General features: G+C 57.5%; 18 protein-coding genes and 4 tRNA genes. 16 read left to right on the forward strand and 6 right to left on the reverse strand.

The features are described from left to right. Window positions 1-40: 40 nt before the first annotated feature. From cobU to Q1W15_RS16155, 8 genes are all read left to right on the forward strand, one after another. Window positions 41-559 carry a bifunctional adenosylcobinamide kinase/adenosylcobinamide-phosphate guanylyltransferase gene (gene cobU / locus Q1W15_RS16120; RefSeq protein ID WP_300730186.1) on the forward strand — a complete coding sequence of 173 codons (519 nt, stop codon included), beginning with the start codon at window positions 41-43 and terminating at the stop codon, window positions 557-559. Continuing rightward, complete coding sequence (gene cobT / locus Q1W15_RS16125; protein WP_300730187.1) at window positions 559-1,614, forward strand: nicotinate-nucleotide--dimethylbenzimidazole phosphoribosyltransferase; 1,056 nt, start codon at window positions 559-561, stop codon at window positions 1,612-1,614. Before cobU ends, cobT begins: the two co-directional genes overlap by 1 nt. After that, window positions 1,611-2,186 (forward strand): alpha-ribazole phosphatase family protein, encoded by a 576-nt coding sequence (gene cobC / locus Q1W15_RS16130; protein WP_300730188.1) that lies wholly within the window; start codon window positions 1,611-1,613, stop codon window positions 2,184-2,186. Before cobT ends, cobC begins: the two co-directional genes overlap by 4 nt. 2 nt (window positions 2,187-2,188) lie before the next feature. Further along, window positions 2,189-2,920 (forward strand): adenosylcobinamide-GDP ribazoletransferase, encoded by a 732-nt coding sequence (locus Q1W15_RS16135; RefSeq protein WP_300730189.1) that lies wholly within the window; start codon window positions 2,189-2,191, stop codon window positions 2,918-2,920. 69 nt (window positions 2,921-2,989) lie between these two features. Then, the gene (locus Q1W15_RS16140) at window positions 2,990-3,403 is read left to right on the forward strand and encodes a MarR family winged helix-turn-helix transcriptional regulator (protein ID WP_300730190.1); all 414 of its coding nucleotides are present in this window, start codon (window positions 2,990-2,992) and stop codon (window positions 3,401-3,403) included. Between the two features lie 61 nt (window positions 3,404-3,464). Beyond that, the gene (locus Q1W15_RS16145; protein WP_300730225.1) at window positions 3,465-4,664 is read left to right on the forward strand and encodes an MFS transporter; all 1,200 of its coding nucleotides are present in this window, start codon (window positions 3,465-3,467) and stop codon (window positions 4,662-4,664) included. Then, a complete protein-coding gene (locus Q1W15_RS16150; RefSeq protein WP_300730191.1) occupies window positions 4,661-4,783 on the forward strand; it encodes a hypothetical protein in 123 nt (40 codons plus the stop codon). Before Q1W15_RS16145 ends, Q1W15_RS16150 begins: the two co-directional genes overlap by 4 nt. A 55-nt stretch (window positions 4,784-4,838) precedes the next feature. Continuing rightward, entirely contained in the window at window positions 4,839-5,390 is a 552-nt protein-coding gene (locus Q1W15_RS16155) for a glutathione peroxidase (protein ID WP_300730192.1), read from the forward strand. A gap of 86 nt (window positions 5,391-5,476) precedes the next feature. On the opposite strand, the gene Q1W15_RS16160 is transcribed toward Q1W15_RS16155, so the two are convergent. After that, complete coding sequence (locus Q1W15_RS16160; RefSeq protein ID WP_300730193.1) at window positions 5,477-6,760, reverse strand: OmpP1/FadL family transporter; 1,284 nt, start codon at window positions 6,758-6,760, stop codon at window positions 5,477-5,479. Between the two features lie 655 nt (window positions 6,761-7,415). Continuing rightward, the gene (locus tag Q1W15_RS16165) at window positions 7,416-7,640 is read right to left on the reverse strand and encodes a hypothetical protein (RefSeq protein ID WP_300730194.1); all 225 of its coding nucleotides are present in this window, start codon (window positions 7,638-7,640) and stop codon (window positions 7,416-7,418) included. Between the two features lie 995 nt (window positions 7,641-8,635). Here Q1W15_RS16165 and Q1W15_RS16170 point away from each other — a divergent pair. Both Q1W15_RS16170 and rmuC read left to right on the forward strand, forming a co-directional pair. Beyond that, window positions 8,636-8,959: a sel1 repeat family protein gene (locus Q1W15_RS16170; RefSeq protein ID WP_300730195.1), complete on the forward strand. Its 324-nt coding sequence runs from the start codon at window positions 8,636-8,638 to the stop codon at window positions 8,957-8,959. Window positions 8,960-9,152: 193 nt separating this feature from the next. Then, on the forward strand, window positions 9,153-10,514 hold the full coding sequence (gene rmuC / locus Q1W15_RS16175) for a DNA recombination protein RmuC (protein ID WP_300730226.1): 1,362 nt from the start codon (window positions 9,153-9,155) through the stop codon (window positions 10,512-10,514). 64 nt (window positions 10,515-10,578) lie between these two features. Here rmuC and Q1W15_RS16180 read toward each other — a convergent pair whose 3' ends face one another. Beyond that, entirely contained in the window at window positions 10,579-14,049 is a 3,471-nt protein-coding gene (locus Q1W15_RS16180; RefSeq protein WP_300730196.1) for a PAS domain-containing hybrid sensor histidine kinase/response regulator, read from the reverse strand. 221 nt (window positions 14,050-14,270) lie between these two features. Between Q1W15_RS16180 and Q1W15_RS16185 the strand changes: the two genes are divergently transcribed. Next, a complete protein-coding gene (locus tag Q1W15_RS16185) occupies window positions 14,271-15,422 on the forward strand; it encodes a TDT family transporter (RefSeq protein WP_300730197.1) in 1,152 nt (383 codons plus the stop codon). Window positions 15,423-15,557: 135 nt separating this feature from the next. Then, complete coding sequence (locus Q1W15_RS16190) at window positions 15,558-17,432, forward strand: MFS transporter (protein ID WP_300730227.1); 1,875 nt, start codon at window positions 15,558-15,560, stop codon at window positions 17,430-17,432. Between the two features lie 72 nt (window positions 17,433-17,504). Here the strand turns inward: Q1W15_RS16190 and sugE are convergent, their stop codons facing one another. Then, window positions 17,505-17,819, reverse strand: coding sequence for a quaternary ammonium compound efflux SMR transporter SugE (gene sugE, locus Q1W15_RS16195; RefSeq protein WP_300730198.1), 315 nt, complete (start codon window positions 17,817-17,819; stop codon window positions 17,505-17,507). 202 nt (window positions 17,820-18,021) lie between these two features. Continuing rightward, window positions 18,022-18,942, reverse strand: a complete 921-nt coding sequence (rdgC, locus tag Q1W15_RS16200) for a recombination-associated protein RdgC (protein WP_300730199.1) — start codon at window positions 18,940-18,942, stop codon at window positions 18,022-18,024. Window positions 18,943-19,101: 159 nt separating this feature from the next. Here rdgC and Q1W15_RS16205 point away from each other — a divergent pair. From Q1W15_RS16205 to Q1W15_RS16220, 4 genes are all read left to right on the forward strand, one after another. Then, window positions 19,102-19,177 (forward strand) — tRNA-Val (locus Q1W15_RS16205). A 19-nt stretch (window positions 19,178-19,196) separates the two neighbouring features. Then, window positions 19,197-19,273, forward strand: a tRNA-Asp gene (locus Q1W15_RS16210). A gap of 217 nt (window positions 19,274-19,490) precedes the next feature. After that, window positions 19,491-19,566 (forward strand) — tRNA-Val (locus tag Q1W15_RS16215). A 19-nt stretch (window positions 19,567-19,585) separates the two neighbouring features. Further along, window positions 19,586-19,662, forward strand: a tRNA-Asp gene (locus tag Q1W15_RS16220). A gap of 216 nt (window positions 19,663-19,878) precedes the next feature. Here the strand turns inward: Q1W15_RS16220 and Q1W15_RS16225 are convergent. Continuing rightward, window positions 19,879-22,305 carry a TonB-dependent siderophore receptor gene (locus Q1W15_RS16225; protein WP_300730200.1) on the reverse strand — a complete coding sequence of 809 codons (2,427 nt, stop codon included), beginning with the start codon at window positions 22,303-22,305 and terminating at the stop codon, window positions 19,879-19,881. Between the last annotated feature and the right edge of the window lie 46 nt (window positions 22,306-22,351).

Genomic DNA, 22,351 nt, shown 5'->3' on the forward strand with positions numbered 1-22,351 from the left:
GCCTACAGGAGTAAACACCGTCTTCTAGAGGTTTATTGGCATGCAGCAATTGATTTTGGGGGGCGCGCGTTCCGGTAAAAGCCGCTTGGCCGAAACCCTGGCGGCCGAATCGGGCCGGGCCGTGACCTACATTGCCACCAGCCAGCCGCTGGATGGCGAAATGAATGAGCGCCTGCGCCTTCATCGTGAGCGTCGCCCCCAGCACTGGGGGTTGATTGAAGAGCCGATTGAACTGGCCCGGGTGTTGCGCGACCACGCCCGGCCCGACACGTTTGTGCTGGTGGACTGCCTGACGCTGTGGCTGACCAACCTGCTGATGCTGGAAGACCCGCAGCGCCTGATTGCTGAACGCGATGCGCTGCTTCAGTGCCTGGCTGAACTGCCGGGCGATATCGTTTTTGTCAGCAACGAGACCGGAATGGGTGTCGTGCCGCTGGGCGAATTGACTCGCCGTTATGTCGATGAAGCCGGTTGGTTGCATCAAGCCCTGGCCGAGCGTTGTCAGCGAGTCGTGTTGACCGTGGCAGGCCTGCCCCTGACGTTGAAAGGATCTGCATGATGAGTACCCCATGGTGGTTGGCGCTGTGTAAACCGTCTGACCTTGAGGTCTTGGCGGCGGCCGATGCCCGCCAGCAACAACTGACCAAGCCGGCCGGTTCGCTGGGCCGGCTGGAGGCGCTGGCGGTGCAACTGGCCGGTTTGCAGGGGCGGCTCAAGCCCCGTGCTGATCACGTCACCATTGCCATTTTCGCCGGTGATCACGGTGTGGTCGCGGAAGGTGTCTCGGCTTATCCGCAAGCCGTTACCGGGCAGATGCTGCATAACTTTGTGAACGGCGGCGCGGCAATCAGCGTACTGGCCCGTCAATTGGGCGCGCAACTGGACGTGGTGGACCTGGGCACCGTTACGCCCATGCTTGACCTGGCGGGTGTGCGGCATTTGCAACTGGGTGCTGGAACGGCCAATTTTGCGACCGGGCCTGCCATGTCTGACGCTCAGGGCCTAAAAGCCCTTCAGGCCGGGCGTGACTGCGTGGTGCGAGCGCGGGCGGCGGGCAGTGAACTGTTTATTGGCGGCGAAATGGGCATCGGCAACACCGCGTCGGCCAGTGCCGTGGCCAGTGCCTTGCTGGGTTGCCCGGCCTCGGCGTTAACCGGGCCGGGCACCGGGCTGGACGCGGCGGGCGTCAGCCACAAGGCGCAGGTGATTGAGCGAGCTCTGGCATTCCACGCCGGCTACCTGGATGACCCGTTGCAAACGCTGTTTCGCCTGGGCGGTTTTGAGATTGCTGCGCTGGCGGGCGCGTATGTGGCGTGTGCGCAAGAAGGCGTGGTGGCGCTGGTTGACGGGTTTATCTGCACGGTCGCGGCCATGGTGGCTGTGCGCTTGAACCCGGGCTGCCGCGAGTGGCTGGTGTTTGGTCATCGCGGAGCCGAGCTTGGGCATCGCCGCGTGCTGGACAGTTTGCAGGCGCAGCCGTTGCTCGATCTGGAGTTGCGCCTGGGTGAAGGCAGTGGTGCTGCGCTGGCGGTGCCGCTGGTGCGCCTGGCGTGTGAGCTGCACGGTCAGATGGCCACGTTTGCGGAGGCCGCCGTGGCGGATCGTCCGGCATGACGGTGCACCTTGACCTGTTGCGTCATGGTGAAACCGAGTTGGGCGGCGGTTTGCGGGGCAGCCTTGACGATGCATTGACCGAATTGGGGTGGGCGCAGATGCGCGAAGCGGTCAAGGATGGCGGCCCCTGGGACCGTATCGTCAGCTCACCGTTGCAGCGCTGCGCAGCGTTTGCCCGCGAGTTGGGCGACGCGCTGAAGCTGTCGGTGCAGTTCGAAAAGGGGCTGCAAGAGTTGCATTTTGGGGCCTGGGAAGGGCGCAGCGCCGCCGAGTTGATGGAAACCGATGCTGACGCGCTCGGGCAGTTCTGGGCGGACCCTTATAGTTTTACCCCGCCGCAGGGCGAGCCCGTGGCGGCATTTTCCGCGCGGGTGTTGGCATCGGTTACCCGGTTGCAGCAGGCCCATTCAGGTGAGCGCGTGCTGGTGGTGTGTCACGGCGGCGTCATGAAGCTGCTGCTGGCGCAGGCCCGAGGGTTGCCGCGAGAGCAACTGCTGCAGGTGACGGTGGCCAATGGCGCGCTGTTTTCACTGCAGGTCGCGGCGGGCGGTGTGTTGAGCGAGGAGGGCTGAGCATGTTGCCATTCTGGATCGCCCTGCAGTTTTTAAGCAGTTTGCCGATTCGTTTGCCGGGCATGCCGCAGCCTCAGGAATTGGGGCGCTCGTTGCTGTTTTACCCGCTGGTGGGGCTGCTGTTCGGTGTCTTGTTATGGGGGCTGAACGCGCTACTGGCGGGCGCACCGCTGATGCTACAGGCCGCCTTGCTGTTGAGCGCCTGGGTGTTCCTCAGCGGCGGTCTGCACCTGGATGGCCTGGCAGATAGCGCCGATGCCTGGTTGGGTGGCTTTGGTGATCGCGAACGAACCCTGACCATCATGAAAGACCCGCGCAGCGGGCCGATTGCGGTGGTTGTACTGGTATTGGTGCTGCTGCTCAAATTCTGCGCGCTGCTGGCGTTGATCGAACACTCGCGCGGTGCCGTTTTGCTGATTGTGCCGCTGATCGGGCGCAGTGCCTTGCTCGGTGTGTTCCTTACCACGCCTTATGTCCGCGCTGGCGGCTTGGGTCAGGCCCTGGCGGATCATCTGCCGCGCCGTGCGGGGTGGTGGGTGCTAGCGCTCAGCGCCGTGGCCTGTGTCGGCTTGGCGGGTGTGCCCGGCCTTTGGGCGGTGGGGCTGGCAGTGGCCGGGTTTGTGTGGCTGCGTCAGGTGATGATGCGGCGCTTGGGTGGCACCACGGGTGATACGGCTGGCGCGTTGCTGGAACTGCTGGAAGTGCTGATGCTGGTAGGGTTGGCGTTGATTTGAGGGGCGTCGTAGGCGTTAGCGGCCTTTTTAAACCTTGATTCTGTTTTATTGCGGGTATATACATACATAATGTTACCGACTCAGTGTTTATGCATCAATCTGCGGCGTGCGGCACGTGGCGTGAGCAGGCATTACGACGGAGCCCTTGATGGCTTCGGTATCAACGTTGCCCAATATTCGTTGCTGAGCAACCTCAAGCGCCTCGATCAACCCAGCATTTCCACCTTGGCCGAAGCGATGGGGCTCGACCGCAGTACGTTGGGGCGGAATGTGCGGGTGCTCGAAGGTGCCGGGCTGGTCAAGCTGTCGGAGGGTGAAGACCAGCGTAATCGCGTTATCTGCTTGACGCAGACAGGCGAAGAACGGCTCAAGGCGGCCTTTCCGGCCTGGGAAGCGGCGCAGCAGCGTTTGATGGATCGTTTGGGTGACGCTCGGCGTGCGCAACTCTTGGCATTATTGGATGAATTGGCTGGCGCTGACTGAGCGCCAGTTTTACGGTTAAAAGTGGGTATATACCCGCATTGGGAGAATAAGAATGACATCGGTGTGGCGTACCAGCGGGTGGGTGCTGCTTGGCAGCGCGTTGATTTTGGCCTTGTCGCTGGGAGTCAGGCATGGCTTCGGGCTGTTTCTGCCGCCCATGAGTGCACAGTTCGGCTGGGGGCGTGAGGTCTTTGCCCTCGCGATCGCTCTGCAGAACCTGATCTGGGGCCTGGCGCAGCCGTTTACCGGTGCATTGGCTGACCGTTTTGGCGCTGCCAAGGTGGTGATTGTTGGCGGTGTGCTGTATGCCGTAGGGCTGGTGCTGATGGGGCTATCGGACTCTTTGCTAACGCTGTCACTCAGTGCGGGCCTGTTGATTGGCATTGGCCTGTCCGGGACGTCGTTTTCGGTGATCCTGGGGGTTGTGGGCCGTGCCTTGCCACCTGAAAAGCGCAGTATGGGCATGGGGATCGCCAGCGCGGCAGGTTCGTTTGGGCAGTTTGCAATGCTGCCCGGAACACTTGGCCTGATCGGCTGGTTGGGCTGGTCTTCGACATTGCTGGTATTGGGGTTGCTCGTGGCCCTGATCGTGCCTTTGGTGGGGCTGCTCAAGGATCGCCCACTGCCCAGCCTGGGCGGTGAGCAAAGCCTTAAAGAGGCGCTGCACGAGGCGTGCTCGCATTCCGGCTTTTGGCTGTTGGCGTTCGGCTTTTTTGTCTGCGGGTTCCAAGTGGTGTTTATCGGTATTCATTTGCCGGCTTACCTGGTGGATCAGCATCTACCTGCCACGGTGGGCACAACGGTGCTGGCCTTGATTGGCCTGTTCAATATTTTTGGGACCTACACGGCGGGGTGGCTGGGAGGGCGGTTCTCCAAACCGCGCTTGCTTACCGGGTTGTACCTGGCGCGATCAGTGGTGATTGTGCTGTTTTTGTGGGCACCGGTAACACAGTTCAGTGCCTACCTGTTTGGCATGGCCATGGGCTTTCTTTGGTTGTCGACGGTACCGTTGACCAATGGCACGGTTGCCACCATGTTCGGCGTGCGCAACCTGTCGATGCTGGGCGGTATCGTGTTTCTTTTCCATCAGTTGGGAGCCTTTCTGGGCGGCTGGCTGGGCGGCGTGGTCTATGATCAAACCGGTAGCTACGATTTGATCTGGCAGGGTTCGATCCTGTTGAGTTTGATGGCGGCGGCCTTGAATTGGCCGGTGCGTGAGCGTCCTGTGGCGCGTCTGCAGGCGCAAGGGAGTGTGGCGTGAGTTCTACGTGGGCTTGGGTAGGTGGCGTCAGTGCCGGCGGTTTGCTGCTGGCGTTGGCCTGGTGGGGCTGGCATCAGGGCGGGTTGGCGCTGATGCAGTTGGGCATGGGCGCTTGCTAGTGCGCGACCAGGGCGAGTAAGTTCTGTGTCTGCCCCTCTTTAAAGGACTCAAATCATGCTAAAACGCTGGATTGCGATGCCCATGCTGCTTGTGGCCTTTACCGGATCGGCATGGGCTGCCGATTGTCCGGCCTTGTTGGAAGGTTCATTACCCAAGCTGCGTGCAAAGGAATCGATTGATCTGTGCCAGCGTTTTTCTGGCAAGCCTTTATTGATTGTGAACACGGCGAGCTTTTGCGGCTTCGCCCCACAGTTCAAAGGGCTGGAGGCGCTGAACCAGCGCTTTAAAGGCCAGGGGCTGGAAGTGATTGGTGTGCCATCGGATGACTTCAAGCAGGAGTCCAAGGACGGTGAGGAGACCGCCAAGGTCTGCTACGTCAACTATGGCGTGACCTTTACCATGACCGAGCCACAACCGGTACGAGGTGCTGATGCTACGCATTTGTTCAAGGTGCTGGCGCAGCAGAGCAGCGCGCCGAAGTGGAACTTCTACAAGTACGTGGTGGATCGCCAGGGCAAAGTGGTTGCCAGCTTTTCCAGCCTGACCAAGCCTGACAGCCCTGAATTGATTGAGGCAATAGAAAAAGCCATCGCCTCAAAAAGCTGATTACGCTAGACATAAAAAAGCCCTGGCTCATTAAGAGCGCAGGGCTTTTTTGATTCAGCCAGCGAGGGTTTTAGCCTCGTAGTGAATTAGAACTTGTAGGTCGCGCCCAGAGCAAAACCGTTTGCACTGTTTTCGTATTTGGCGCTGTAGCGGTTGGCACCTTTTACATCATTGACTTTGACGGACTCTTCCTTGAGGTATGAGTAGGCCACATCAATGGTCAGGTCATCAGTGACGGCATAGCCGGCACCCAGGCTGAAGATTGTCCGGTCACCGGTAGGGATGCGTGGCGAACGGTTGGTGTTGTTGGTCGGCGACTGGTCCCATGTCAGGCCAGTACGCAGTACCCACTGCTTGTTCAACTGATACGAGGTACCGATGGCGTAAGCCCAGGTGTCGTGCCAGTTCTGATCTTCCTTGATGGTGCCGAACGCTACAGCGCCCACGTTGCCCGCAGTGGTGGCATTAACACCTTTGTTTTCAACGGTAATGTCTTTCAGGCGGCTCCAGCGGGTCCAGGTAGAACCGGCATAGACTTTCCAGGCGTCGGACAGGTCTTGTGTGACGGACAGGTCCCAGGATTCCGGGGTGTCAATCGACAGCGATGCATCATAGCGGTTGCTATTGATCGTTCCAGCTGGAGTGCCTGGGCCTGGCTCAATGTCCGTGTGCCCTTTGAGTTTGTAGCTGACTTTTGAGTGATAGGTCAGGCCCACGCGGGTGGTGTCTGTGGCTTGCACCAGAATACCGGCGTTGAAGCCCAGAGCAGTGTCGTCGCCTTTGATCTTGACATGGGTTTCAGGCAGTCGTCCGGGCATAACTGACAGGTCCGATTCCAGCTTGCCGGAGATACGGTTAATGGTCGGGCCAAAGCCGATCGAGACTCTGTCATTGAACGCATAGCTGACGGTTGGCTGGATGGTCACAACCGCCACGTCGCTGGTGCTACCGAAAGCACGGCCTTTAAAGCCTTTTTCGTATTCAGTGGCCAGGCCAAACGGTGCGTATACGCCGACACCGACTGCCCACTGGTCGTTCAGGCGGTTGGTGTAGAAGCCCATGGGTACGCCCGTGAACGGCACCATGTCACCTTTGTTGGTGCCAGAGGCGTTGCCATCGGCATCTTTGATGTTTGTGGTTGCATCAATCACTGCAATACCGCCAGTCACTTGCTGACCTTGTAGGCGGGACATACCGGCAGGGTTACCAAATACGGTACTTGCATCGTCAGCAGAAGATGAGCGACCTGCGAAACCGGTCCCCATACCGCTCACGCTTTGTTCGTTGAGGGCGAAGCCGCTGGCGAAGATCTGGCTGGAAGCCAGGGTGACAGCGAGGCTAAGTGTGGTCTTGAGCATTACTTTTTTCATTATTAGAACTCCTTATGATCACCGGACGAAAACTACCAACATTTTTGTGAGAGCGCTATAGGCTAATTCGCAGAAGATAGCGATGTTTTGTAGGACAATCCGACCATAATTGAAGCATTTGAAAATTCTTGCGGGGCGACTGAATCTCAAACCAACCAGGTGGGGGGAGTAAGGTGGGTACGCCACGTATTAGCAGAATTGGGTAAACATCCTTGTGGTTCAAAGGCTTGGCATCAGGCTTTGGCCGTACATGGAGCGCCATTGGGCGTCAGGCCGGCTTGTTTTTGGTGTTCAAACAGCCATCGGGCGATGACGCTGAAATAGCGCAAATTAAACGCGGGTGACGGCCAGTTTCTCGGCCTCAGCGCCTTGGCAGTGATGCCCGGTCGCACGCGTAGCCTGAAGGTGGCCGGCCACACCCCGGTGCTTGGCAGCCGTGAGTGGGGTGTGTACGCCGGCAGCGGATCATGCCGCTTAAGTTGAAGTGTAGTGTTATCTATCGATGGCAATATCATGTTTTTAAAACATTTCTATCTTTGATCCAGTCGTTATAGATCAGTAAGCACTTAAGGTATGTCGGATATTTCTGAAACTTCTGAAAGCAAAAAGCCCTGCTATTCAGGCAGGGCTTTTTGTGTGGGCACTTCTGGGGTGTTCAGGCAGTGAGTGCCTGACGAGTACGCTCGATCACAGCTTGCAGAGGTTCTGCGCTGGAATATTGATCGGGGTACAGGCGTTCGCTGTGACGAGCGATGCCGTGTTCGTTGACCAGTGTGAAGCTGAAGCAGCCTTTGCGAGCGGCCATAATCAGGCAGTTCATGGGAGCAAAAGCGTTGGTTAGGGTGCGAATGGCATCCTGAGCATGGATTTGAGTCGACATAGTTATTAGATGTTCCTACAAATGACACGGATATGATCCGTGCAGCGTTAAAACGTTCCAGTGACGTCGAGCCATCTTTGGCGGGACGAAGAACCTGACTGGAACAAAGCCGCCAGTTGTTGCGCATTCAGTATGTGGCGCTTGGGCTGGCAGGTAGGTACTTAGGAGGGCAGGCAATCACAACAGGAGCTTGGGTTCCGTGCTCCGGGTGAAGATCCTGATCAATCTGCAGGTTGGTTCGGTCAGAGTAAGCAGCATCACGATACCTTTGTTTGTTCAAAGGCCTTATCGGCGCGGCATTTACCTGGAAACCATCGAGGGGGTCGGTCCCGTATGTGTCAGCCTGACTTCATAGTGAAGAATAAGGCTGGGGGATGTGTTCGACCCGAATTGACTTTCAGCTTGGTACTAACGCTGTGGATCATAACGAATTGGCTTTTTAATTGCAAGCGTATGAACCAGAAAACTTCGAAAAGGTAGAGGGCATGACAGGAAATGGCCGATAGCCAAGCAGATGTATGTTTTTTTAAAGGCTGTCACTAGCTGAAGATTAGCGCTTTTCCAGTGCCGGGAAGCGCCGCCGCCATGGCTGTTCAGCCTTCTAAACGATGGCTCGTGTCAGTGCCCAGTCCTACATTTTTTGGGCTGCCAAGCCACAGTTTCTTGCCCTGAATGCCAACTTGTGCACATTTGTGGTAGGGCTGCAAAAGCCTTCTCAGCGGCAAGCAGGTAGCAAGGCCTAGCCTGTCCATAAAATTTAAGTCAATGAAAAACATCGTTTTTTTTAATTGGTGAAAAAAGCGCCAGTTTGACCTTGAGCCCCGCGCGCTGGGCGTTTGAGCGGGTTAATAGTGGGTTGTCCACTGACTTATCCACAGGATCTGTGGATTGTCCCGCGCGCTTGCACTAGAACGCGGGTATAGACTTTTTTCGGCTTTACGGCAGCGAAAAAAGGAGTAGAGTTGCGCGCCTTCCGTTCTACCCTACAGTGTCGTATGAAGTTTCGCACCACCATTTCTTCTGTTACTCGCCCAAGCACGCCTGTTGAAGCGCCCAAGCGTTTTACCTTGCGGGTTGCTCTTTGGTTGCTCGACAACCCTCGGCTGGGGGCTAACCCCAGCATCAAGCAAGTGGCCGGCCATCTGCTCAAACAGCCCGCACGCCAAGGTGTAGTAGTGGCACAAAGCCGTTTGGGCCAACTGATGTGCCGTGATTGTGGCAGCGCCCGCGACCAGCGCATTGGCCATGAGCTTTTACGCCAGGCGGCCCGTGCTGGAGATCGTGTAGCGCAACAGGAACTGGGCAAGATCGAAGACTGAGCTGTCTTCGGCGCAGCCGCTTGGTTAACCTTGCTCTTTTACCTGGTGCGGAGTGGGTATGGCCCTGGATGTGAACAGCCTCTTGCTGGGCTTGGTGATAGCCGGCGTGCCTTTGTTGGCGATTCTCTGGCAATTGCAGCGCCGGGCTGCTGGCCACAGTGCTGAACTCGTCCTACTTAACGAGCGTCTGAGCATGGCTCTATTGGCTCAGGAAGGCCTGAGTGCGCAACTTGATGCGTGCCGCGATGAGATCAGCGACCTGGGGCAGGCCAATGCGGCGAAGCAGGCGGAGCGTGCTGCGCTACGCCGAGAGGTCGAGTTGCTGCAGGTTGAGCGCGACAATGCCCGCGATGCGGCCCATGCCTGGAACCTTGAGCGCGGGCTGAAAGAAACAGAACTGCGCCGTCTGGACGCCCATGCGTCGGCATTGAGCGCAGAGCTGCGTGAGCAGCAAGACAGCCATCAACAACGCCTGAGTGACCTGCAGGGTTCGCGTGATGAGTTGCGAGCACAGTTTGCTGAATTGGCCGGCAAGATCTTTGATGAGCGCGAACAGCGGTTTGCCGAAACCAGCAATGAGCGCCTCGGGCAATTGCTGGACCCGCTGAAAGAACGCATCCAGTCCTTTGAAAAAAGAGTCGAAGAAAGCTACCAGCAAGAGGCTCGCGAGCGTTTTTCGCTGAGCAAAGAGCTGGAGCGCCTGCAGCAGCTCAATCTTCGTTTGAGCGATGAGGCGACCAACCTGACCCGTGCTCTTAAAGGTCAGAAAACCCAGGGTAACTGGGGGGAGCTGATTCTGGAGCGCGTGCTGGAGCACGCGGGGCTGGAGAAAGGGCGTGAATATCAGACCCAGGTCAGCCTCAAGGGACCTGACGGTGAGCGCTTTCAGCCTGATGTGCTGATTATGCTGCCGGGAGACAAGCAGGTGGTCATCGACTCGAAGGTCAGCCTCACGGCTTACCAGCAATATGTAGTGGCTGATGACGACGTGATCGGTCAGGCGGCCCTCAAACAGCACGTGCTGTCGTTGCGCAATCACGTGAAGGGCTTGGCCGGTAAAGACTACAAGCGGCTCGAAGGGTTACACAGCCTCGACTTTGTACTGTTGTTTATGCCGATCGAGGCTGCGTTTTCGGTGGCGTTACAGGCTGAGCCGAACCTGTTCCAGGAAGCCTTTGACCGCAATATTGTGATCGTCAGCCCCACCACGTTGCTGGCGACCTTGCGGGTCATCGACAGCCTTTGGAAGCAGGAGCGGCAAAGCCAGAATGCCCGGGAAATTGCCGAGCGCGCAGGCTGGCTGTACGACAAATTTGTGCTGTTTATTCAGGACCTGGACGAGGTCGGCAATCGCCTGCAGCAGTTGGACAAGGCCTACGCTGGTGCTCGCAATAAACTGACAGAAGGGCGTGGCAATCTGGTCAGCCGCAGCGAGCAACTCAAATTGCTGGGGGCGCGCGCCAGTAAAAGTTTGCCAGCAGATTTGCTGGAGCGGGCAATGACGGATGTGGATGGCGTCGCTCACCCTGCGGAATCAGACGCCGACCCTCTGTAGGGGCAACCGGTCGACGTCCGACTACCCGTGCGTCTCCTGGGCGCACGCGTTTAAGGACCGGCCCTCACAAAGGCACATGCCGGCTCAATATCGCCCTTAGCACCGCCGGCTTCACGGGTTTGGGCAGGTATTCCAGCCCGGCGGCATTCACCTCGGCGATCATTTCGGGGCGCCCATCCGCGCTGATGACCACACCGGGCACCGGTTCGCCCAGGCGGGCTCGCAACCAGCGCATCAGGTCTGTGCCAACCTCACCGTCATCCAGGTGGTAATCCACCAGCACGAGCTGGGGGCGCACCCCTTCATTGAGCAACGCTTCACACTCGTCACGGTTGCGTGCGGTCCAGACTCTGCAGCCCCAGCGTGTCAGCAGGCTCTGCATCCCGATCAAAATGCTGTCTTCATTATCGATACAGAGTATCTGCGCGCCATTCACGGGCTGCCCGTTCTGTTCGGTGGCGACCGGCTGAGGTGGCGTTTGGCTGTTGGCTAGCGGCACGCTGACACTGAATACGCTGCCCTTGCCTTGCCACGAGCGCACTTGCAGGGTGTGCCCGAGCACATGGCACAGGCCGTCAGCAATCGCCAACCCCAACCCCAGCCCCTTTTCTGCACGGGTCTGATGGCTGTCCAGGCGCTTGAACTCTTCAAAAATGACCTGAAGTTTGTCCGCCGGAATGCCCGGGCCGCGATCCCACACTTCGAGGCACAACTGGCCGTTGCGCCGGCGCACGCCCAGCAGTACCGGGCCTTTGGCATAACGAAAGGCATTGGTCAGAAAGTTCTGCAGAATGCGGCGCAGTAATTTGATATCACTGTTGACCCGTAAACGGCTGCCGCGAACCCGGAAGTTCAAGCCCTGCTCATGGGCCTGGGCGGTAAATTCATTGCCCAGGGTGTCGAACAGCTCATTAATGGCAAACGGCTTGATGTCCGGGGTGATTTTCCCGTTTTCGAGGCGTGAAATATCCAGCAAATCGCTGATCAAGTCTTCGGCGGAGCGCAAGGAGCTGTCCAGATGCTGAACCAGCTTTCTGGCTTCCGGGCCAAGCCCCTCGTCCTGATGAGAAAGCGCCGACGAAAACAGTCGGGCGGCGTTCATCGGTTGCATCAGATCATGGCTGACGGCGGCCAGAAAACGGGTCTTGGACTGGTTTGCGGTCTCGGCCACGCCCTTGGCTTCGGTAAGCGCCTGATTGAGTTGCGACAGCTCGTGCGTGCGCTCGGCGACACGTTGTTCTAGCCCTTCGTTGGCTTCGGTCAAGGCCTGCTCGGCCTCCCGGAATGCGGTGATGTCGGTGAAACTCATGACAAACCCGCCGCCCGGCATGGGGTTGCCGATCAGCTCGATCACGCGGCCATTGGGGAACAGGCGCTCGGAAGTGTGCGCGCGGCCTTGGCGCATCCAGTGCAAGCGACGGGCGACATGCACTTCAGCTTCGCCCGGGCCGCACAGGCCGCGTTCTGCATTGTGGCGAATGATGTCAGCAATAGGCCGGCCCACGCTGATCAGCCCGTCCGGGTAGTTGAACAGCTCCAGGTAGCGGCGGTTCCACGCCACAAGCCGCAGCGACTGATCGACGACGCTGATGCCTTGGGTGATGTTTTCGATCGCGCCTTGAAGCAGGGCACGGTTGAATTGTAGAACTTCCGAGGCTTCGTCAGCGATGCGGACGACGTCCTCAAGTTGCATTTCACGGCCTTCAATAGCCGCTTTCACCACGGCCCTTGTCGACGATGCGCCCAATACGCCAGCCAGTAACCGCTCGGTGTGAGCGATCCACTCGCCATTGGCGTTCTGATTGGGGTTGAAACCCTTGCCTTGGCGGTAGGCAAAACGAATGAAGCTCTGATGGGCGCGCTCTTCACCGACAAAGCGCGCCGCCAAGGTCAACAGGTCATTGATTTGCACGGCGAGCATCGAGCGGGAGCTGGGGTGGCTGCTGATTTCCTGACCGATAAACCGGCCAGCTTGCCAGTGTTCCGACACGCGGGTGCGTGACAGCACAGACACCCAGGCAAAGAGGGTGAAGTTGCCCGCCAGTGACAACACCACACCCTGGGTCAGGGGGGTGATTGGCAAGCCCAGCGGGTTGCTGTGCAACCAGCTCAGCCCCGGGAAATGCGCCAGCGTCAGGCCCATGCCATGGGCTGCCAGTGGCAGTACCAGGGTGTAAAACCAAATAAAAGTGCCTGCCGCCAACCCTGCGAATACGCCACGACGGTTGGCTTGTTTCCAGTACAGGGCCCCGAGCATGGCCGGGGCCAGTTGCGTGACGGCAGCAAACGCGATTTGGCCGATGGTGGCGAGGCTGGCGGTAGGCCCCAGCAGGCGATAGCTCACGTAGGCCAACAGCAAAATCACCACAATCGAGACGCGTCGCACCGAGAGCATCCAGTGACGGAAAACTTCAAACGGGCGCTCGGCGTTTTTGTGGCGCAATAACCACGGTAACAGCATGTCGTTGGACACCATCGTCGACAGTGCCACGCTGGCGACGATCACCATGCCGGTGGCGGCCGATGCGCCGCCAATAAAGGCCAGGAGTGCCAGGGCAGGGTGAGCTTGGGCCAGCGGCAAGCTGATTACGAACGAGTCGGGTAGTACGGAGCTGGGCAGCAACATTTGGCCGGCCAATGCAATCGGCACCACAAACAGGCCTGCCAGAATCAGGTACGCCGGAAACACCCATTTGGCCAGTTGCAGGTCCTGGGGCTCAATATTCTCGACCACCGTGACATGGAATTGGCGCGGCAGGCAGATGATCGCCATCATCGCAACACCGGTTTGCACCACCATCGAAGGCCAATTGATGGTTTCTTTCCAGTACTCCTCCAGCCGTGGGGCGAGCATGGCCTGATTAAACAAATCATCGAAGCCGTCATACAGGCCAAAGGTTACAAAGGCCCCGACAGCAAGAAAGGCCAGCAGCTTGACCAGCGATTCAAAGGCAATGGCCAGTACCATGCCGCGGTGGTGTTCAGTGGCGTCGAGGTTGCGTGTGCCGAACAGAATGGTAAACAGCGCCAGAATGAGCGTCACAATCAGGGCTGTGTCTTCAACCCGCGAGCCGGTCGCATCTGCGCCGGCACCGATCAGCAGGTTGACACCAAGCACAATCCCTTTGAGCTGCAGGGCGATATAAGGCAGCACCCCCACCAGGCAGATCAGTGCCACGACAATCGCCAGCGATTGAGATTTGCCGTAACGCGCAGCAATAAAGTCGGCAATCGAGGTGATGTTCTCTTGCTTGCTGATCATCACCATTTTTTGCAAGACCCACGGTGCGCACACCAGCAGCAGTACGGGTCCCAGATAGATCGGCAGGAATGCCCACAACTGTTCGGCGGCTTGCCCTACAGCGCCGAAGAACGTCCAGCTGGTGCAGTACACCGCCAACGACAGGCTGTATACCCACGCGCGCACCCGCGGCGGCAGCGGTTTGCTGCGCCGGTCACCATAAAAGGCAATGGCAAACATAATGGCCATATAGGCCAGGGCGACGGCGGCGATTAGCCCGCTGGACAACGACATGGAGGCTCCTGAATAAATGAGTCCCGAGCAATCCCGCTCTGGAGGACTAGTCTCGCATGATGTCTGTACGCCGTCAGTGTCGACGATGGTCTGAGCGCGACCGGGCGTCACACCCCTTGTATATAAGAAAAATAGATTATGGTTAGAGATATTACCCGTTATATAGATATGCGTTCGGGTTCTATGCTGTTTTTACCTCATACGAGGAACAGGAGGAACCCATGACTTGCCCCCCTACATCCCGCACCGGTTTACGGCCCTTTAGCCAGTTGCAGCACCCGCGCGAAGTGATCCGTCAATTCACGCCCAACTGGTTTGCCGCAACGATGGGCACCGGAGTTCTGGCATTGGCGCTGGCCCAGTTGCCCGTGTTCATCCCTGGCATACACGCCGTTGCCGAAGGCCTGTGGCTGTTCAACATCGGTCTGTTCATTTTATTCAGCGTGCTCTATGGCTTGCGTTGGGTGCTGTACTTCGATGAAGCGCGGCGCATTTTCGGGCACTCCATCGTGTCGATGTTTTTCGGCACCATCCCGATGGGGCTAGCGACTATCATTAATGGCTTTCTATTGTTTGGCGTCGAGCGCTGGGGCAGTGACATGGTGCAGGTCGCGCATGTGCTGTGGTGGCTGGACGTGGCGATGTCGCTGGCATTTGGGGTGATGATTCCCTACATGATGTTCACCCGTCAGGAACACAGTATTGACCAAATGACAGCGGTTTGGCTGCTGCCAGTGGTGGCGGCCGAGGTGGCGGCAGCCAGTGGCGGGCTCTTGGCTCCACACCTGAGCGATCCGGTGGCGCAGTTCCATGTAGTGATTACCAGCTATGTGCTGTGGGCGTTCTCGGTGCCGGTCGCGTTCAGCATCTTGACCATCCTTATGCTGCGAATGGCGCTGCATAAACTGCCCCATGAAAATATGGCCGCTTCCAGTTGGCTGGCGTTGGGGCCGATTGGTACGGGTGCGCTGGGGTTATTGCTGTTGGGGGCCGATTCGCCGGCCATTTTTGCCGCCAATGGGTTTGCCCGGGTCGGTGAGATCGCCGAGGGCATGGGGTTGATTTCGGGTATTGCTCTGTGGGGGTTTGGCTTGTGGTGGATGTTGATGGCCCTGCTCATCACCCATCGGTACTTTCGCGCAGGCATCCCGTTCAATCTGGGCTGGTGGGGGTTTACCTTCCCATTGGGGGTCTACGCTTTGACCACGCTGCATCTGGGTAAGGTGTTGCACTTGGGTTTCTTTGAGGTCGTCGGCTGTGTGCTGGTGATAATGCTGACGCTGATGTGGCTGGTTGTGGGGGTACGAACCGTTAAAGGGGCCTGGCGCGGTGAGCTGTTTGTGTCGCCTTGCATTGCGGGGCTAAAGAAGTAGGGCGCTGACGTCATGGGCTGTACGAAAGTGCTGAGCATCGCAGTCTCAGTTGCAGAACTTGAGTAAGGTTGTGTCTTGAGTGTTAAAACAGCATTCCAATGAAAAAGCCTCTGGCGCAACGTGAGTACCTGGATGATGAGTCACCCTTCGCAGTTCAGCCTGTTGGGCAAGCGTCGCTTTCTGCCATTCTTTGTGACCCAGTCTTTGGGGGCGCTCAACGACAATCTGTTCAAGCAGTCGCTGATTCTCGCCATCCTTTATAAGTTGAGTATCGAAGGGGATCGGGGGATTTGGGTCAATGTATGCGCACTGCTTTTTATCGTGCCCTTCTTTTTGTTCTCTGCCCTGGCCGGTCAGTTTGGTGAGAAATACGCCAAAGACCGGTTGATTCGCCTGATCAAACTGGGCGAGGTCGCCATCATGGTGGTCGGAGCCATCGGTTTTGCTTTCGATCATTTGGTGCTGATGCTGATCGCGCTGTTTGCAATGGGCACGCACTCTGCGCTCTTTGGGCCCGTCAAATATTCGATTTTGCCTCAGACCCTGCGCGAAGAAGAACTGGTCGGTGGTAACGGCCTGGTCGAAACGGGGACGTTTCTGTCGATCCTGGCGGGTACCATTGGGGCCGGGATCATGCTGTCGTCCAGCAATTACACAGTGGCGGTGTCGGTGGTTATCGTCTCGGTTGCCGTGTTGGGCTACCTGGCCAGCCGTGCCATACCGAGTGCGCCGGCCGACACGCCGGGTTTGCGCCTGAACTGGAACATTTTCAGTGGGTCGTGGGCCACCTTGCGCATGGGGTTGAATCAGACGCCTGCGGTGTCACGCTCTGTCGTGGGCAATTCCTGGTTCTGGTTCGTCGGTGCTATTTACCTGACGCAGATTCCGGCATACGCCAAAGAGTGGCTGTACGGTGATGAAACGGTTGTGACCCTGATTCTGACAGTGTTCTCCGTCGGTATCGCGCTGGGCTCGATGCTCTGTGAAAAGCTCTCGGGGCGTAAGGTTGAAATCGGACTGGTGCCGTTTGGCTCGTTCGGGCTGACGCTATTTGGCCTGCTGCTGTGGTGGCATTCGGGGCATATGCCGCAGAACATTCAGGCCAACGATTGGCTGGGTGTGCTGGGATTCAGCCAGGCGTGGTGGGTGTTGTTCGATATTTTGGGGCTGGGGGTGTTCGGCGGGTTCTACATTGTGCCGCTGTATGCGTTGATTCAGTCGCGTACCGCCGAGAACGAGCGAGCGCGGGTTATCGCGGCCAACAACATTCTCAATGCGCTGTTTATGGTGGTGTCGGCCATCCTCACGATTGTGTTGTTAAGCGTGGCCAAGTTGACGATCCCCGAGTTGTTTCTCGTGGTGTCGTTGATGAATATCGCGGTCAACACCTACATCTTCAAAATTGTCCCTGAGTTCACCATGCGCTTCATGATCTGGCTGCTCAGCCATTCCATGTACCGCGTGCAGCACAAAGGCCTGGACAATATTCCTGATGAGGGTGCGGCGTTGCTGGTGTGCAACCATGTTTCGTTTGTGGATGCGTTATTAATCGGCGGCGCAGTGCGTCGTCCGATTCGCTTTGTGATGTATTACAAAATATACAACTTGCCCGTGCTTAATTTTATCTTTCGCACCGCTGGCACGATTCCGATCGCTGGGCGTGCTGAAGATGAGGTTATTTACGATCGCGCCTTTCGCAAGATTGCCGAGTACCTGAACGATGGCGAGTTGGTGTGCATCTTCCCTGAAGGCAAGCTCACCGGAGATGGTCAGATCAATGAGTTCAAGGCCGGAATAACAAAGATCCTGGAGCGTACGCCCGTACCCGTTGTACCGATGGCGCTGCAAGGGCTGTGGGGCAGTTTTTTCAGTCGCGATCCGGGCAAGGGGGTGTTTCGCCGGTTGTGGTCGCGTGTGACGTTGGTGGCGGGGGAGCCGATAGCGGCCACTGAAGCGACGCAGAAACGGTTGCGCGAGCGGGTCGCCGAATTGCGCGGGGAGAACCTGTAACCAGCGAAGCGGCGGGCTTTGATCTGAAATCAAGGCCCGCAGCCTGCGGCAGTTGCGACTACGTGTTTACATTCAGGCGCTTATCTTGAGCCCGACCAGGCCGGCAATGATCAGCGCAACGCTGGCCAGCCTGAACAAAGCCATGGACTCACCGAACAGGATAATCCCGGCGATCACGGTACCCACGGCACCGACACCGGTCCAGATGGCATAAGCGGTGCCCAATGGCAGCTCTTTCATGGCCAGGCCCAACAGGCCCAAGCTAACAGCCATTGCGGCAATCGTAAGGGCGGTAGGCAAGGGCCGAGTGAAACCGTCGGTGTATTTCAAACCGACCGCCCAGCCCACTTCAAACAAACCCGCGAAGAACAGAATAATCCAGGACATGATTGTCTCCATCAATTGATGGGGTCGTCCCCAGAATAATCACTCGATGAGTCGCGAGGTCGTCCTCACTGTGCGCACTATAGTGCACAAGATTATTCTGACGGACAACCCCGAACGTTCAGTCGGCTAAGGGTTTATTTCACTTATCGGACCGGCTTTATCGCGCTGATCGCGGTCGAGCTCGCACGGCTCAAGGGCTAAATCAAATGCCTTGTGGGGTTTCTTCGCCGCCCAGGGCTTCAAACAACTGCGGCAGGAACTCACCGAACGTCAGCATCATCAGCGTGAAGCTGGCGTCTTGCTGGCCCAGATCGTCGTCACCGCCATCTTGTTCCGCCTGGTCTTGCAACAAGTCTTCAAACTTCAGGCGTTTGACCACCAGTTTGTCGTCCAGCACAAAGGACAGCTTGTCTTGCCACGCCAGTGACAACTGGGTCACAACTTTGCCCGTGCTCAGGTGCAACTGAATCTCGTCGCTGGTCAGGTCCTGACGTTTGCAGCGGATGATCCCGCCATCTTCATGGGTGTCGCGCAGTTCGCATTCGTCGAGAACGAAGAAGTTGTCAGCGGCTTTTTGCGTTTTAACCCACTCGGTCATGATTGCACTCGGCGCGACTTTCACGGCCAGAGGGCGCACAGGCAGCGAACCGATCACTTCGCGCAACGTGGACAGCAAGTCTTCGGCGCGTTTCGGGCTGGAAGCGTTAACCAGAATCAGGCCCTGCTTGGGAGCAATGGCGGCAAAGGTTGCGGAGCGTCGAATAAAGGCGCGAGGCAAGAAGGCCTGGATGATTTCATCCTTGAGCTGGTCGCGCTCCTTCTTATAGACCTTGCGCATTTGTTCGGCTTCGATCTCTTCGACTTTCTCCTTTAAGGCATCGCGCACAACGCTACCCGGCAGGATGCGTTCTTCCTTGCGGGCCGCGATCAACAGGAAGTCCTGGCTGACGTGTACCAGTGGAGCGTCTTCGCCTTTACCGAAAGGGGCGACGAAACCATAGGTGGAGACTTCCTGACTTGCGCAGGAGCGGGCCAGCTTGGTGGCCAGTGCAGTTTCCAGCACCTGCGCATCAAAAGGCAGATCTTGGGTCAAGCGATAGATAAGCAGGTTTTTGAACCACATGGGGTGAATCACTCCTTTATACAAAGACGCATTATTCGCTTCATGGCGCGATAGGCCAACCCTGCGCTAACCCTTTGGTGTGCTTGGGAAAATTATTTTAAAAAGTGCTTGCCAGACCTTGGGTGGCTCCGTAGAATGCGCGCCACACCGAGAGTGAAAGGGTGATTAGCTCAGCTGGGAGAGCATCTGCCTTACAAGCAGAGGGTCGGCGGTTCGATCCCGTCATCACCCACCATTCGCTCACAGTGTTACGCGCAGCGGTAGTTCAGTCGGTTAGAATACCGGCCTGTCACGCCGGGGGTCGCGGGTTCGAGTCCCGTCCGCTGCGCCATATTTTTGCCACAAGCCCCTTGAACGCTTGTGGTTGGGGAAAGCCCGCTGAATGCGGGCTTTTTCTTGAAAGGCTTCGATTCTACAGTTTCTGTTGAGTCAAAGGGCTGGGTGCAGGAAACGGAAGTTTTTAAAAAGTTTTGAAAAAAACCTAATAAAAACAACCACTTACAAGAAAATTGTGAGAGAATGCGCTCCGCAACGAGAGTGAAGTGAAAGGGTGATTAGCTCAGCTGGGAGAGCATCTGCCTTACAAGCAGAGGGTCGGCGGTTCGATCCCGTCATCACCCACCATTCGCTTTCAATGTTACGCGCAGCGGTAGTTCAGTCGGTTAGAATACCGGCCTGTCACGCCGGGGGTCGCGGGTTCGAGTCCCGTCCGCTGCGCCATATTCGGAATACAAGCCCCTTGAACGCTTGTGATCCACAGAGAGCCTGCCTTGTGCAGGCTTTTTTGTGCGCGTGTGTTTTTTGTGCATCCGTAAAAACGCAGTAGTCGCTGCCGCAGGCTGCGATGGGTTGCACAGCGCCCCGTTATTGTTCTGTAAAAAAACGAAGCTCCTGCGGCCCTTTTTGCAGCCTGCGGCAGCGGCTACACCGATGCGACTAAAAATCCCAGCGTGTGTTTACCATCACATTGCGCGGGTCACCGGAGTACGACGAGTTGTAAAAGCCGATGTTGGTGTAGTACGACTTGTCGAACACATTGTTCAGGTTGACCGTGGCCGAGAGGTTTTTGCTGATCTGGTAACGCGCCATCAGGTCAACCAGCCAGTACGGGTCTTGCGAGAATTTCTCTTGGGCACCGCCTTTGCCCCAGTTGGTGAGCACCTGCCAGCCTGTTCCTTGCCAGCGCACCCCACCACCCAGGGTCAATTTATCGAGATCCCCTGTCAGTTTGTAGGTGGTGTACAAATTGATTTGATCTTCAGGCTCCCAAGTGGAGACTTTTTTACCGGAGTGATCGCGACTGATCTTGTGCGTATAGCCCGCTTGTAACTGCCAGCCAGGCAACAGTTCGCCGGAAATTTCAGCTTCGTAACCCTTGGTGGTGGCTTTAACGCCTTTGTAGGCGTATTGAATGTCCGGGTTGGTTGGGCGCGCGTTGTAAGAGGTATCCGCTTCAGGGCGGTTGTCTTGATGGACTTCAAAGTAAGCCAGGCTTGAATTCAGCCGTCCATCCAAGAATTCGCCCTTTAAACCCACTTCGTAATTCTTGCCTTCATCAGGTTCGAGCATCTTGTTGTCACGATTGCGGTAGTAGGACTGCGGCAAAAAAATGTCGGTGTAGCTGGCGTAAGCGGAAATGTGTTCGTTGAGGTCGTAAATAAGCCCGGCATAGGGCAGTACTTTGCCGGTGTCTTTGGCTTGGCTGGTACCGGTCAGCGTGTAGTCGGCTACGCGGGTGCCGAGTAACAGTGTCAAATCGTCTGTAAGGCTAAAGCGGCCGGTTACGTAAACGCCCGTCTGGCGGGTGGTCTCATCATTGTACGATGTCACGTTGCCCCACTCCGGTTCGCGGGCATCCCCTTTCCAGTTGTAGTAGTCGTAAGCGTTGTCGACCATATTGGCGTTGGTGTAGTCCTTGCCGGTCCAGTGCGATTTGGATGCCGAGCCGCCGATGACCAACTCATGTTCGCGCCCGAGCAGGTTGAACGGGCCGGTGGCGAATAAATCGCCGCTGTCGCTGACGTACTCGCCGGTGTACTTGCGAGCGAGGATAGGGGCCAGGCCGGTACTCGCAACAGGGTCTAGCAGCGCACCAAGAGGGGCGTTGTAACCGTTGATCTGATGGTTGTACTGCGCTTTGGCAACCCAGCCGTTCTCAAAGTTGTGCTCCAGGGTTGTAAAAACGGTGCGGGTGTATTGTTCCCAACTGCTCCATTTTGTGCCGTTGTTGAAGGAGCGTGGCGTGCTGATGCGCTCACCTTCGGAGTTAAACAGTGAGGCGCTGCCCGACCAGCTCGACCCCTTGGGGTTGTTGTCCTGGTAGTCCGCGCCCACTGTCAGCAACGTATCGGGGGTCAGGTCCACTTCCAGAATGCCGTAGTAAACCGAACTGTCGCGCTGGTAATGCTCCATGAATGAGCGTTTGTCCTGATAGGCCGCCACGGCCCGCCCGCGTACATTGCCGCTTTCGGTCAAAGGGCCGCTGACATCGATTTGCGAACGGTAGTTGTCCCACGAACCCGCGCCCAGCTCTGCGTGGGCCTTGAATTCACTCGTCGGTTTTTTGCGCACCATATTGATGGTGCCGCCCGGTCCGCCGGCGCCGGTGAGTAAGCCGGTCGCGCCTTTGAGGATCTCGACCCGGTCGTAAATGGCGGTATCGGTCAGGGTATGCCCGGCTGAATATTGCGGGTCTTGCAGGATCGGAATGCCATCGTACTGGAAGTTCTTGATCGCGAAGCCCCGTGAGTAATAGCTGGTGCGGTCGCTGTCATAGGTAGCCACGGTGATACCCGGGGTATGGCGCATCACATCGTCGATGGAATTGAGGCCGAAATCATCCATGGCCTGGCGCGTCACCACAGAAATCGACTGCGGCGTTTCGCGTGGTGTCAGCACCATGCGCGTCGCGGTGGCAATACTGCCGGGCGTGTAAGAGCCGGTTCCTTCGGTGATCGTGCCTAACTGGTTAGCGCTGATTTGGGTGGCACCCAGTTCAAGGCTGCCGCTGGTGCTGGGCAAGGCGTCAAGCCTATAGCCGTTGGCACCTTTGACGACCCTATAGCCGCTGCCCCGTAGGAGTGCTTCGAAGCCACCCTGTTCGTTGTAGGTGCCATGCAGGCCGGGCGTGGTCAGCCCCTCCAGGTTTTGCGATTGGAAAATCAACGCCACCCCCGCTTGCTGTGCAAACCGATTCAAGGCACTGCTCAGGGGGCCGGCTGGAATATCGTAGGTTTTAACCGCCGCCTGCGTTTGCGCTTGGGCAAATGAGGTGCCCATAAGGCCGGCCGCCGAGGCGACTGCCAGATGGATGGCCAGTGTCAAGGGCCTGATTCGTGGGTGGGCGTGAAGGGGGGTATGCATGGAGTCGCAATCCTTTGTAGGTCTGTTACCTTTCTTGACGGTTGAC

The sequence above is a fragment of the Pseudomonas sp. genome, assembly GCF_030150285.1.
GTDB lineage: Bacteria > Pseudomonadota > Gammaproteobacteria > Pseudomonadales > Pseudomonadaceae > Aquipseudomonas.